A 13,064-nucleotide genomic window follows, 5' to 3' on the forward strand; every position below is an offset into this window, starting at 1 on the left:
ATGTTGATGAGTGTTATTTATTGAGATTCTATCCTAAGAGCAATATAGAAACTTTGACTTGGCAAGCTAATTTAATCCAGCAATCTTATGAATCTGGGTGCCAAGTTTCAAATGTATATGATGTAGGTGTATGGGAAGAAATACCTTATATGATTGTTGATTATTTAGATGGTGAAAATGCAGAATTGGTGATGGATAAGTTAACAGATGATGAGCAGTATGAACTTGGTAAGGAAGTGGGAAAGTTGCTTACAAATTACATGCTGTACCTATTGCTGAGCCTTCAGTATGTTGGGATGAGCTTTGGACAAAACGTGTTGAACGACTTTCACCACAATATAAAGAGATTTTTCATGATTCATCGAGGCATCTCTACGTGTTAGATTTTATTAATGGTAATCTTGCATTAATGAATAATCGTCCTGTTGCTATTCAACATTACGATCTACACCCTGCAAATATAATCGTTAAGCACAAAAAGCTTGTTGGTATGATTGATTTGCAGAAAATCACTATTGCTGACCCTTATCATGAATTTTATAAAATGGAGTATTTCACAACACCTATTAGTCAAGCATATGCTTGTGGTATCATCGGTGGCTATCATCAGGATGGTGTGCCAACATTATTTTGGCAACTTCATCGCCTATATGCAGCAATACATATTATTTCTGCTGAAGTATGGGGACATATGGTTGCTTTAGATCAAAAGGATAAATTTATGCGCCATACACTTAGAACGCTAGATGAATGGGACGATTTCAAAAGAGAGATTCCTAGTTGGTATAATAGCGTTCGTTAAAGAGATTAATAATGATATATTAGGTAGCTTAGTTATATTTTTTGTATATTTGATAAACATGAAACCTGCTTGAAGATAATAGAATGTATTATCAAATAGTCCTTTAAAGGAGGCTACGATTAAATTGGATCAAAAAGAAGTTTTATTAGAACAAATGATAACTTGTCATGAGCAAAAGAATTGGTTTGTACCACTTACTGTTGCCCTTAAAGGGGTTTCAGCGGATCAGGCTATGTGGAAAGAATGGGACAGCAACTCCATATGGGAAATAGTTAACCATTTAACTTTTTGGAATGAGCGATATTTGAAGTTTTTTAAGGGGGCTCCACTACCTAAAGGTAAAGTCGTTAATGAAGATACATTTGATTTGTCTAAGGTGAATGATTCTAACGAAGAATGGGCAGCTGCAGTATCTCATCTTTGTAACATCATGTCTGAATGGATAGCTGTGGTGAAAGAAAGTGATCAAGATAAACTTTATAGCATTGCGCATATTGAGTCTGGTACATCATGGTCTTCGATGATTGCTAACTTCAATACTCATAATGCATATCATATTGGCCAAATTGTTCAAATACGAAAGATACAAGGGGTATGGGATTCATCAGCTGGAGTCAACTAAATTCTTAAATTTTAAGCTGTTCCCATTTGCTGACAGCATCTTTTGTTAAGGTAGCTGCGTAATAATGGAAAATAAAGAAATTTACAAGGGCGAAAAACAGCTAAGCTTTGTGATAGTAGGTCTAAAATCAGTATCTCCATAAAAATGGTAAGAGTCCCAAAATGTCGAAACTGATACATAACCACTAGCTGCATAAAGAATAGCTGTTTTCATTGGATCTAGGAATGTAAATGATTTGAAAGTTACTAATGCCATCTTCAATATATGTTTTACAAGTCAAACAAAATGCCCATGAGAGAATAGATGATTACAGTTGAAAATAAAATAGTCATATGGAAAAGAGAAAATATAAACATTGACTTTGCCCATTTTTCTGAATCCATTCTTTTATAACCATAAATACTTAAAACAAGCCATGAAATACTTAACAGAAGTGCTACGAGCATTAACCCGGTGCTTAAAGATACGAAAAGAAAACTAATTAAAATTAATACAACTAAGTAGACATTTGTTTGTATATACGTTCTTTTAACTCCTTTGATTACTGGAAGCATTGGAACATTTGCAGCTTTATATTCACTGTGTTTCCGTATAGCAATAGCATAGAAGTGAGGCATTTGCCAAATAACTGTAATGACAAAAAGGCCGAGAATGGCAGGGTGTGTAATGTCTGGATAAATAGCAGCCCAACCTATGAGTGGGGGCATTGCCCCAGAAATACTTCCAATCTCTGTATTGTAAATTGTTCTTCTTTTGCTCCACATCGTATAGGGGACAACATAAAAAAATAAGCCCAAAAACCCGAGAAGTGCTGCTAAAGGAGTCGCTAATGATAATATTATTATTCCAATGATGGACATGAAGCTACCTAGCCATAGAACGTTCTTAGGCTGTATTTCTCCTGTCACAGTGGGTCTGTTTTTTGTTCTTTCCATTATTGAATCAATATCTCTGTCATACAAATTATTAAAAGCTCCAGCCGCACCCATTACTAAAATAGAACCGATGGTAGCATAAATTATTTCTGGTATTTTCTCAATGAGACTCAATTGATACGTATATAAAGCCAATGTCAACCCCGCAAACATAGGGAACAGATTGGATTTAATGATCCCAGTCTTAACAGTTTGCGCTAAAATTTGCGATAATGTACGCTTTGACATTGTTAAGTTTTCTTCCTTATTCATGATGACCCTCTTCTCTTTGAACTAGATGATCTGAACGTTTATTACTATACTCGAGAATAACATGATTGATGTGGATCTACAAAATTAAAAGCTTACATTTTACATTTCATATTGAATTTACAAACTAATTGGTATGTTTGTCAAGAGAAGGGAGTTATAACTTATCTATTTGAAAAAATGGTTATGTTATGCAATGTTGTCATTTTGCAAGAGTGTACTCTGCTGGTGAAAAAATTACGATGATGGTAAGGTCTTTTTTTATGTCATAAAATTGATGTTTCACATTTTTCTCTACAAATACAAAAGATCCGTCCTTAACTGTAAAGTGATTCTCCCCGACGAACATTTGTGATTCACCACTTATGATAAAATAAAGCTCATCCTCTGTATGTGGTTGTTGAGTATCAATCTCACCAGCTTTTAGCTCATATATACCTACACTCATTGAAGAGGTATTAAAAAACTCATTATATGAGTGTTCTGAGCCTTTGAATTTATTAATCAACTCTTGTAGGTTAAATATATTCTTCATTACGAATCAGCTCCTTATTAATCATTTATTATTCTGAATATTCTATAATGTATTAATGTATTTTACAATTACATCTATATTTAAAATGAAAAAACGAATATTTGAAGATAACTTGTTTTTGGGAATAGCTATTATTCGGGTTATAAAATGGGGAATTCTACATTTTGGTAAAGGATGTTTTCTAAATGGTATTAATTTGATAACAATATCAACAAAGAAAAAAAGCCTTAGTAATCCTTGTTTTCGCATAAATTGTTGCTTGTCGTAATAGAGCTAAATACGATTATGATTAACGGTCATGGCATTTTTTCTATTTTTAAAATCTATATCCGCTCTTAAAACTCATCATACTGCTTATTTTTAATAACAATAGAACAAAGTTAAAAAAGCCTTAGTAATAGTTGCTTGTCGTAATAGAGCTAAATACGATTATAACTAACGTTCGTGGCATTTTTTTCATTTTTAAAATCTATGTGCCCTCATAAAAGTCATCATACTCCCCATTTTTAATATCATATCAACAAAGTTAAAATGCCTTAGTAAATGTAATACAATGTTAACGCGATCGATAAGAAATGATAATATAGTTTCTATCGTTCAACTTATAAGAATGAATGGAGGAAAATAAATGAGCGTGCCAAATTGTCCAAAATGTAATTCACCATATACGTACGAAGATGGGATTCTACTAGTGTGTCCAGAATGTGCTCATGAGTGGAGTTCTGAGGGAGACGTCGAAAATAATGAAGATCAGAAGGTAATTAAAGATTCGAATGGAAATGTCTTGAAAAATGGTGATTCTATAACAGTCATTAAAGACCTTAAAGTTAAAGGTAGCTCATTAGTCGTAAAGATGGGGACCAAAGTAAAGAACATTCGTCTAGTTGATGGAGATCATGATATTGATTGTAAAATTGATGGCCTTGGGGCTATGAAATTAAAATCTGAGTTTGTTAAAAAGGTATAGTGTCACACAGCAGCAATATTGAGCATTACATAAACATTCAGGTATATGATATGGTTGTTAAAAATGGAGACAAGTTATTAAAAAAGAGAAGGAAGCTCCAAGTGGAGTTTTCTTCTCTTTAAATGGATATTTCACTTGACGGCTTCCTGTTGTTTTTTACATGTTTAAGCTCAGCAACGATCATGAAGCTGACAATAACGAGAAGGAGCCAAGAGCTAATTTTGCCGATATGCACAATTTCCCATGTCTGCTCTTGATTCGGATACGCCCATGCACCAAAAAAGGTGGCGATATTTTCCGCAATCCAAATAAAAAATCCAATTAGGATAAATGAAAGTGCTAGCGGCATTTGATAAGTTGTTTTGTTAACCGTAAAGGACACGAATGTTTTAAGGAAAACAAAGAGAATTGTAAGCTTTAATACCCAGCGAACATCAAAGATGAAGTGATGTGTGTAAAAATTAAAATAGATTGCAGCTCCTAAAATGATTACAACCCATGAAGGAGGCCAACTGTTCAATTTTAAATCAAATCTTCTCCATGCCTGACACATATAACTAGCTACACTTGCATACATAAACCCGCTGTACAGAGGAACACCATATATTTTTGTAACTGCGTTCTCAGGGTAAGACCATGATCCCATATGAACCTTATATAACTCAAGAGCAAGTCCAATTAAATGGAAAACAAAAATAACTTTAACTTCATCTGCAGTTTCATACTTAAATATTACTAATAAAATTTGAGCTATTACGCAAATGAGCAGTATAAGGTCATATCGAGCAATAAAGGGAACTTCAATAAATTTTGTAAGTGCAAGGGAAAGAAAAATAATAACGGGAAAAACGCAGGACCGTGCCTGTTCAAAACCAAAATAGAAAAAGTTACGTAAATGTTTCATATATAAAGCACCTCATAAAACCCTAGTAATATAGTTGTAAGTATGGGTGGAAATGAAAAAAAAATCTATAGTAATAATTGGTTATATGTACTAATACTGGTTATTAATCGTAATAGTAGCATAGATGACTGCAAAGTACGATACACTAAGTAACAATTTAGTGAAGTTAAGTTAATTTCTAGTTAACTATCTATGCAAAAACGACAAGAAACAGCCCCGATTTTTTTCTTTAAAGGCTGTTTTCTCATTGATTGTTGTTTTTCGTACAACAAGAGTTCGTGACAGCTTTTCCACTGTACAACGAAGACTAACAATAAAGACGACTGTTTATGGTAATGATAACAATAACACCAAAGTTTACGAAAAGAGTCTTATATGGAGCTACGAATCGTTCTATGTAATGGTTATGTCGTAGGTGTGTGATTAATAATAACGTAAATTGATGCGCAGGGAGTAACTTGTATGTTATTTCTCTATCTCAATGAATTCTCTAAGTAACTTCCAATTGTTTTCTTCTCGTCTCCAAATAAACATGCATTTCGCATATGCAGGTGAACCATTTATTATGCTAACCTTTGTGCCTAAAATGATATGTTCATCTCCATTATTACGTTCTGTAATAGAAAGGGGTTCCAATGTCATTTCAGTATTCTCATCATATTGTTGTAAGACTGCATTAATATCATAATGGTAGTCATATTGTTCGGGATGATTAAGGTTTGAATTTCCCCAAAACCCTATAAAACTTTTTGACAAATATTTTCTAATGTCATCTCCATTTTTACTTTTAAATCCCTCATTCCAAGACTTATAATATTGGTCTAATACTTCTTGAATAGTATCCATAGCATTCCCTCCTTATAAGATGATACGTATTAAATTTCAATAAAGACACTACTAATCCTTTAATAAATGTTCGACATGATATGTCAATCTCTACTTCCTTGTGCAACTGATGCTAGCTAACAATCGTGTCCGAGGTTACTATAAAAATGAATGGTCAATAAAAAGGACTATGATCATTTTGTTAATATGCAGGTATTAAAACTTAGTGCATCGAAGCAGTAGGGTGATATGCAATTTATCTGTAGGAAAAATAGGCTTGGAAGTTGATAGACATAAACGATCGTGTAATTTCGATTTAACTATGCTAAGCAGGTGTTAAGGAGGATAAGATGTGTAAAGATTATATTATTGAAAGAAAATTAATGTTAACTGACTGGAGTCAGTCGTTAAATAATATGAGTGATGAATTATGGCTCAAGCCTATTAAAAAGGGGTCTTGGGCAACAGCTGATATTATCTCTCATTTCAAATTATGGGATATGTTTTTAATAGAGAATAGACTGTCTTATTTAGTGAGAGGAGAAGCTTTCCCAAAAATAGAAGTTGATGTTGAAGGTATGAATAAAAAAGCTTCTGACTATGCTAGGTCGGGTATTTCAAAGAATGATTTAATAGATGAATTTATTTCAGTTCGTAAAGAATTGGTTTCTATAATAAATCATTTCCCTGTAGAAAAATTTAATCAACCATGCAAAGGTAAGGAGCATTTAAGTCTATGTGATTATCTTTCAAGCATGGTAGATCATGATATACATCATAAAAAACAAATTGAAGATTTTTTAGCAATGTCGTTGTGAAAATCCTAGCTATTAGGATGGTTATATAAATCAATCAAATATACCCCGATAAAAGAGTATATTTGATTGATTTTGCTAATTTTTTTTACTTAATCGATATTCATCCTCTAACATACTCATTAAAATAGCATCATGGTATTGATGATCGTAATATAGTCTTTCACGTTGTATACCCTCTTTTTTAAACCCCAATTTCTCATAAACATGTAACGCTCGTTTGTTAAAAGAAAATACCTCCAGTTCAATACGATGAAGGTTTAATACTCCGAATCCGTATTCCAACATTAAGGAAATTGCTTCACTTCCATAACCTTTACCTTGATGTTGATCAGCATCTATAGCAATGCGTATGCTAGCACTGCGGTTAATAGTATCAATATCCTGTAAGGCGATGTCACCGATTACGTCATCTGAAGCATTTAGTACAATTAATAAAATAATTGATGAAGAATCTCCGGATTTGCTCTCAATATAGCTATTAATTTCTTTTCGTGTATAACTCCTCTGTGTACCAGTTAGTCTTCTTGTTTCTGAGTTATATAGCATGCTGAAATATATTTCACTATCCTCTACATCCAATGGGCGTAAATAAACTTTATGTCCAGTTAAAAAGCGAATTGGGAGCTGTTGATTTGATGTCATAGCCTATTCCTCCTTGTTCATTTAGCAAGAGTATATCAGTAAATTGTATATATAAAAATGTGCAGTTTATAATAATTGAAAAGGACAGATGTGGAAGAAGGATGATTAGATGATACTGCTCCCAGATGAAAACAGTAACATGCCTCTTTATGTTCAGATATATGAATATATGAAGAAAGAAATTGTCGGTCAAACTATTACAGAAAATACGCGTCTTCCATCTATTAGAAAGATGGCAGATTTACTTGCTATTAGTACGACGCCAGTAGAGCTTGCATATCATCAGCTTATAGATGAAGGTTACATAATTAGTAAACCGAAAAGTGGATATTATGTTAAAAGCCTACCGAATACAATATATGATAATCAAGTTAATCTTTTTGATACTGCAAACGTAAAAGGTTATACACCAAAACAAGTCTATAAATATGATTTTCATTTATCGAAAAATGATTTTAATGCATTTCCTTTTCAAACGTGGCGTAGACTTTTTAACCAGGTTATGCGCCATGAAAACAAGGATTTACTTTTTTATGGAGATCCACAAGGAGAAGAAGGGCTGAGAAATGAAATTGCAAAATATTTGTATCAATACAGAGGGGTTCAATGTTCTTCAGATCAGGTTGTTATAGCAGCAGACCAATATGTACTACTTAATTTTATTAGTCAAATTTTGCAAGAGTACTCTGTGAATGTTGCAGTAGAAAACCCAGGATATATTTTATTTCGATCTACTTTTAAGCAGCAAGGCTTTCAAATTTCACCAATTGAATTAGAGAAAGATGGGATTAACCTTCAGCACTTATATGATAGTAAGTCAAGAATCGTTTGTGTTTCACCTTCACATCAGTATCCACGTGGTATGATCATGCCTGTCTCGAAACGCCTCAAATTGCTAGAATGGGCAAAACAACATGATGGCTATATTATTGAAGATGACTACGATGGTGAGTTTCGTTATCATGGAAGACCGATACCTTCATTACAAGGATTAATACATGACACAAATGTAATTTACTTAGGTGGTTTTTCGCAAGTATTAGCCCCAGCCTTTTGTATTAACTATATGGTGCTGCCAAAAAAACTAGTTTCTACATTTCACTTAATACAGCAGCGGCTATTATTTGAGCAATCATCCTCGCCAATTCACCAAAAAACGCTAGAGGTTTTTATAAAGGAAGGCTATTTAGCTAGACATATTGCCAAAATGAGAAATATTTATAGAAAGAAACACGACAAGGCAATAAATGCCATTCAAACTCATTTTGGAGAAAAAGCAATTATCTTAGGTGAAGATGCAGGCTTTCATCTCTTAATAAAGGTTCATAGCGCAAAAACGGAAAGAGAGCTTATTGATTTAGCAAAACATGCAAGTATAAATATTGCCTCAGCTACATTCACATGGTTTCAATCACCAAAAGAAGAACGAAAGGAATTTATTTTAGGTTTTGCTAGCATGGACATAGATGATATTGAACCAGGTATTAAATTGCTCAGTAAAGTTTGGCTGAAGTAAAAAAATAACACTCTTTCGTAAACTTTATTGCTATTTTTACTAAAACTGGACAGCTAGATGAGGGTTCATAAATTTTAAAAGTAGAAAAGTTACCACGACCACTAGGTATTGACGTGCTTATATCTAAGTACGAAATGCAACAATCAATAAAGAAACAGCCAAAATTAAAATGGAAATGATGTTTATAATATAATTGAATTTTCATAATATATAAAATATAATAAATACATACTCATAAGTTTGTTTTTGTTACATATGTATATAGAGGTGGTCGTGTGAATTTAGTAGATAGAATTAATGAAGCTATAAAGAAAATCTCAGTTGAAAAAGCTTATGACAAGGTTACTTATGCTGACATTGCTAGAGAAGCAGATATACATTGGACTACGGTTAAAAGAAATATTGGAAGTAAAGAAAATATCCGAATAAAAATTTTAGAGTATCAAGCTGTAAGCAATGAATCATTCAAGGATACACGAACAAAAATTATAGATTCTGCTGAAGAAGTATTTACTCAACTTGGGTATGACGGAGCGACTTTGGATCAAGTTGCTGAGCATGCAAACATGACAAAAGGTGCTGTATATTGGCATTTTACAAGCAAGAGTGAACTTTTTTTAGCATTAATTGATAGAAGCCTAAAGCAGCTTTTATATCACTTACCTCAACAGTCAAAAGATGTATTTTATTCACATAATCCTCAGGAAGCATTATCAAATTTACTACAAAGTCAATTTATGTCATGTGAGCATGACCAAGGGCATAGGCCAACATTATTTTTTGAATTTATTTCTAAACGGAGAGATGAGGAAATCCATAAAAAGTTACATCAATCCTTCTCACAGCTGTTTAATGGAACTACTGAAATCATCCAACAAATGCAGCAACAAAAACGGTTGAATGATGATCTGGATCCTCACAAACTTGCTGTTACATTGCACGCAATAATGAATGGCATGATTCTTATGTGGTTAGTTTCTCCAGAGTCTGTACCGCTTAGATCAATAGGAGAGGAAGTAGCAAAAATCGTGTGGAGAGGAATTGAATACACAAAATAAGCTCATTCAATTGATATGAGCAAGTAGTAATATCAACATACTTACAAGTTTGTTGATCAACTTTATCATTAATTAACAAGGGGTGGATAAAATGGCTTTCACTATTTTACTCAGTATAGCTTTGTTATGTGTTGCTTTGTTCGTATTCAATAAATTTCGATTTAACATGGCAGATAAGTTGTTTCCGCACAGGGGGAACTTTATAACAGTTGATGGAGTGAAGTTACATTATATTTGTGAGGGTACTGGTCAGCCAATCGTTTTTTTACATGGTGGCATACTTTCGAGCCAGGATTTTGAAGAGATAGTGAAGCTAGCTGCTGAAGAGGGCTACCAAGCGATTGCCTTTGATAGACCGGGGTATGGACACAGTGATAGACCACAAGGTATTGACATGAATCCAAACGATCAAGCAAGAATGATTCATGCTGCAATTAAAGCCATGGGAATTACGAAACCTATTATACTAGTCGGACATTCATGGAGTGGTACGATGACGTTATCGTATGCATTACAGTTTCCTAAAGGTGTGGCAGCGCTTGTTACACTAGGGGCGGTCATGTACAAAGAAGGTTATCCTGCGGAAAAACCTGATCTATTATCGAGAATAGTAGTGACACCTGTGCTTGGATCAATGCTTTTACATACGTTATTAAAGTCACCAATAGGGAAAGGCTTAGCTCATACTACGGTTACTGAGACGTTTAAACCTGAACGTGTGCCTGAAGGCTATAAAGAAGAGTTTTATGCTTTAGCATTCCGCCCAGTTAATTTTAGGGCCAATCGAGAAGATGTACTTGCGTTTCCAATTACATCAAAGAAGATAAGTGAAAAATATAAAGAGATAAAAACGCCACTCCTCATAATGGTTGGGGGAAATGATCCATTTAGTACTACAAGGGAACAAGGACAGCGGTTAATGAAAGATATTCCACACGCACAATATAAGCTTATTCCAAATGCTGGTCATATGATGCCAGATATACATCCAAAGCTAGTTTTACATCATATTAGCACTTTTTTTACAGAAATAAATATAAAACGCAATAATACAATAGAATAATCCGCGCATAAAATAGCTAACATTTGGTATTTTATGTTAATCTGGTAATGATAAATTCATAAGATTGTCGGTAGTGTAAGAGAATGACGTGAAGGAGGGTGTAAATACAAGTTTACAAACACTATTAAACTTCTAATATTTTCTTTTTACACATATGTTACTATTACCAAGCAGCTCTTTTGCAACTGAGTGGGGGTATGAATTTGTCGTATGGAAAGGTTATACGTATGAAGTACTTGATGAAGTTGTGACGAATGTAGGTAGGAAAATAGGTAAAGTAACTAGTTATTCGGATATGGAATCTTACTCAGGTAATTTTTCGAATGCTTATAAGGAAGGTACGAAATATTACGCTATTCAAGGTATAAGTACAGATGAAGCCATTGCAGTGCAAGTTGAAGATGGGGTTTATAAAAAAGCTGTAAGAAGAGGGGAACATAAGGGTGTTTCATCGCCAGCTTTATTTATTATAGGAGCTTTTGTGCTCCTTATCATTGGTGCATTCTATGTTGAAAAGAAGTTGAAGAAATGAAAAATAGTTATTGAATGATATTAATAAAATGTCACCTGTTTACATTGGGTGCCGTTAATAGTATTTATGGAGGGTGAAGAAATGCCTTATATTAATCTTCAAATAACAAAAGGTGCAAGTCGAGAACAAAAAGAGCAAATCGTTAAAGATTTTACAGAAACTCTCGGTCGTGTATTAGGAAAAAAGCCAGAGCACACTCATATTGTTATACAAGAAATTGAAGATGAAAACTGGGGATTTGCTGGTGTTTTAACGGACGAATATCGCAAAAACACTTCACAGTAATCATTTCAATAGGCTGTTTTCGTATTAATTACTTTTACTTTTCCTAATTAAAAGCTATTCATGAATATTTAGGGAGATCTTTTCACCTCTAAAGTACATCAATTAATCAAATGTATGGGGAAAAGCAACAAAATTTGAAAATAGCCTTTCGATAAAATGTTATAACTTCTTGTCCTTAGATCTAGATCCAGTAATAACGAATAAAATAATTTCATTTGCAAAGCTGATCCTGTTACGTAATAGGAGTCAGCTTTTTTATTTGGTTGTCTTATTACTTGATTATTGCTGTTAGTAGGTTTCTTTGACTCGGTAGGAATCGTGTAAGCATTACTTAACAGTGATATTTTAGTGTAGTTTGTACAAGATAATATTACTATCTACACCAATATTTCCAAAAAAAGTACATTTTTTTATTTTATATACTTGAAAGAAGTATATATATGTGTTAAATTTATTTCATGAATAGAATAAGTTTAATAAAAGGTCATTTAGAAATGTGTGTATTGTCGATTTTGTCAAAGAAAAAAAGCTATGGGTATGAAATTATGAAGGAGTTAGAACAACACAATTTAAAACTGAAAGGAGTAGGCAGTATTTACCCAATATTGACGAAGTTAAAAGATCAAGAATGGGTGGATACTTATCGTGAAATGACAGATAGTGGTAAAGTTCGCGTGTATTATGAAATTAATGATCAAGGAGAATTGTATCTTCAAAAGAAAATTGATGAATGGTTAGAGTTACAGAGTGATATTAAATCTCTACTAAATAGTGGATTAAAGGGAGAGGATCTAGAATGAAAATGGAATTGAGCATTGCAGAACAAGAATATGTAAACAAAGTGCTTGATGAGTTAAAAAGGTACCAAATAAGCTCAAAAGAAAGAAGTCGTATTAAAGAGCAGCTTCTGGAACATATACAAGAAGCTCGTGAGCATGGTGATGATGCGATTAGTGAATTAGGAGATCCTGCTACATTTGTTACTGATTTCTTGGAAATAAATGGTATAGATCAAACTGCTGGGCTTAAACAAATACAGCAAAGTAAATCAAAGAAAGGTAGGGTATTTCCCATTGGAGTGTTTACCCTCATCGTAACCTATCTTTGTACACAGTTCATATTTTCTATGTCTTTAACTAGAGCATTTGATCCAACATACACGAATAATACGTTTAAATATAATATTTTTTATCAAATCTCAGATAATACATGGTGGAATGCTATGCTAATGGTTTTTAGTCTTGCAATTTCATTGTTAGTGTCATTACTAGTAGTGCTTTATTTACGTAAAGTACGATATAAGAGGTGAAG

General features: G+C 33.3%; 17 protein-coding genes. 12 read left to right on the forward strand and 5 right to left on the reverse strand.

The window, feature by feature from the left end:
* Positions 1 to 20 precede the first annotated feature (20 nt).
* The 3 genes from SLH52_RS08450 (at position 21) to SLH52_RS08460 (ending at position 1,424) form a co-directional block, all read left to right on the forward strand.
* Positions 21 to 383 (forward strand): hypothetical protein, encoded by a 363-nt coding sequence (locus tag SLH52_RS08450; RefSeq protein WP_320208832.1) that lies wholly within the window; start codon positions 21 to 23, stop codon positions 381 to 383.
* Entirely contained in the window at positions 272 to 802 is a 531-nt protein-coding gene (locus SLH52_RS08455) for a phosphotransferase (RefSeq protein ID WP_320209091.1), read from the forward strand. The genes SLH52_RS08450 and SLH52_RS08455 overlap by 112 nt, the downstream gene beginning before the upstream one ends.
* A gap of 124 nt (positions 803 to 926) precedes the next feature.
* On the forward strand, positions 927 to 1,424 hold the full coding sequence (locus tag SLH52_RS08460) for a DinB family protein (protein ID WP_320208833.1): 498 nt from the start codon (positions 927 to 929) through the stop codon (positions 1,422 to 1,424).
* A gap of 269 nt (positions 1,425 to 1,693) precedes the next feature.
* Here the strand turns inward: SLH52_RS08460 and cyoE are convergent, their stop codons facing one another.
* Together cyoE and SLH52_RS08470 are read right to left on the reverse strand one after the other, a co-directional pair.
* A complete protein-coding gene (gene cyoE / locus SLH52_RS08465; RefSeq protein WP_320208834.1) occupies positions 1,694 to 2,611 on the reverse strand; it encodes a heme o synthase in 918 nt (305 codons plus the stop codon).
* A 199-nt stretch (positions 2,612 to 2,810) separates the two neighbouring features.
* Positions 2,811 to 3,143, reverse strand: coding sequence for a cupin domain-containing protein (locus SLH52_RS08470; RefSeq protein WP_320208835.1), 333 nt, complete (start codon positions 3,141 to 3,143; stop codon positions 2,811 to 2,813).
* Positions 3,144 to 3,771: 628 nt separating this feature from the next.
* Between SLH52_RS08470 and SLH52_RS08475 the strand changes: the two genes are divergently transcribed.
* Positions 3,772 to 4,110, forward strand: a complete 339-nt coding sequence (locus tag SLH52_RS08475; RefSeq protein WP_320208836.1) for a zinc ribbon domain-containing protein YjdM — start codon at positions 3,772 to 3,774, stop codon at positions 4,108 to 4,110.
* A gap of 118 nt (positions 4,111 to 4,228) precedes the next feature.
* Here SLH52_RS08475 and SLH52_RS08480 read toward each other — a convergent pair whose 3' ends face one another.
* Together SLH52_RS08480 and SLH52_RS08485 are read right to left on the reverse strand one after the other, a co-directional pair.
* Entirely contained in the window at positions 4,229 to 5,014 is a 786-nt protein-coding gene (locus tag SLH52_RS08480; RefSeq protein WP_320208837.1) for a DUF817 domain-containing protein, read from the reverse strand.
* A 465-nt stretch (positions 5,015 to 5,479) separates the two neighbouring features.
* Positions 5,480 to 5,860, reverse strand: a complete 381-nt coding sequence (locus SLH52_RS08485; RefSeq protein ID WP_320208838.1) for a nuclear transport factor 2 family protein — start codon at positions 5,858 to 5,860, stop codon at positions 5,480 to 5,482.
* 329 nt (positions 5,861 to 6,189) lie between these two features.
* On the opposite strand from SLH52_RS08485, the gene SLH52_RS08490 reads away from it, so the two are divergent.
* Positions 6,190 to 6,657, forward strand: a complete 468-nt coding sequence (locus tag SLH52_RS08490; RefSeq protein WP_320208839.1) for a DinB family protein — start codon at positions 6,190 to 6,192, stop codon at positions 6,655 to 6,657.
* Between the two features lie 75 nt (positions 6,658 to 6,732).
* Here SLH52_RS08490 and SLH52_RS08495 read toward each other — a convergent pair whose 3' ends face one another.
* Positions 6,733 to 7,299, reverse strand: a complete 567-nt coding sequence (locus SLH52_RS08495; RefSeq protein ID WP_320208840.1) for a GNAT family protein — start codon at positions 7,297 to 7,299, stop codon at positions 6,733 to 6,735.
* 109 nt (positions 7,300 to 7,408) lie between these two features.
* Between SLH52_RS08495 and SLH52_RS08500 the strand changes: the two genes are divergently transcribed.
* The 7 genes from SLH52_RS08500 to SLH52_RS08530 all read left to right on the forward strand — a co-directional run bounded on the left by SLH52_RS08500 (position 7,409) and on the right by SLH52_RS08530 (position 13,062).
* Positions 7,409 to 8,815, forward strand: a complete 1,407-nt coding sequence (locus tag SLH52_RS08500) for a PLP-dependent aminotransferase family protein (RefSeq protein ID WP_320208841.1) — start codon at positions 7,409 to 7,411, stop codon at positions 8,813 to 8,815.
* Positions 8,816 to 9,090: 275 nt separating this feature from the next.
* Positions 9,091 to 9,873 (forward strand): TetR/AcrR family transcriptional regulator, encoded by a 783-nt coding sequence (locus SLH52_RS08505; protein WP_320208842.1) that lies wholly within the window; start codon positions 9,091 to 9,093, stop codon positions 9,871 to 9,873.
* 91 nt (positions 9,874 to 9,964) lie between these two features.
* Positions 9,965 to 10,936 carry an alpha/beta hydrolase gene (locus SLH52_RS08510; RefSeq protein ID WP_320208843.1) on the forward strand — a complete coding sequence of 324 codons (972 nt, stop codon included), beginning with the start codon at positions 9,965 to 9,967 and terminating at the stop codon, positions 10,934 to 10,936.
* 154 nt (positions 10,937 to 11,090) lie between these two features.
* A complete protein-coding gene (locus SLH52_RS08515; RefSeq protein WP_320208844.1) occupies positions 11,091 to 11,468 on the forward strand; it encodes a hypothetical protein in 378 nt (125 codons plus the stop codon).
* A gap of 81 nt (positions 11,469 to 11,549) precedes the next feature.
* Positions 11,550 to 11,753: a tautomerase family protein gene (locus SLH52_RS08520; protein ID WP_214483971.1), complete on the forward strand. Its 204-nt coding sequence runs from the start codon at positions 11,550 to 11,552 to the stop codon at positions 11,751 to 11,753.
* A gap of 458 nt (positions 11,754 to 12,211) precedes the next feature.
* A complete protein-coding gene (locus tag SLH52_RS08525) occupies positions 12,212 to 12,553 on the forward strand; it encodes a PadR family transcriptional regulator (protein WP_320208845.1) in 342 nt (113 codons plus the stop codon).
* Positions 12,550 to 13,062: a hypothetical protein gene (locus SLH52_RS08530; protein WP_320208846.1), complete on the forward strand. Its 513-nt coding sequence runs from the start codon at positions 12,550 to 12,552 to the stop codon at positions 13,060 to 13,062. Before SLH52_RS08525 ends, SLH52_RS08530 begins: the two co-directional genes overlap by 4 nt.
* The last annotated feature ends 2 nt before the right edge of the window (positions 13,063 to 13,064 follow it).

The organism is Cytobacillus sp. IB215665, assembly GCF_033963835.1.
GTDB lineage: Bacteria > Bacillota > Bacilli > Bacillales > SM2101 > Nanhaiella.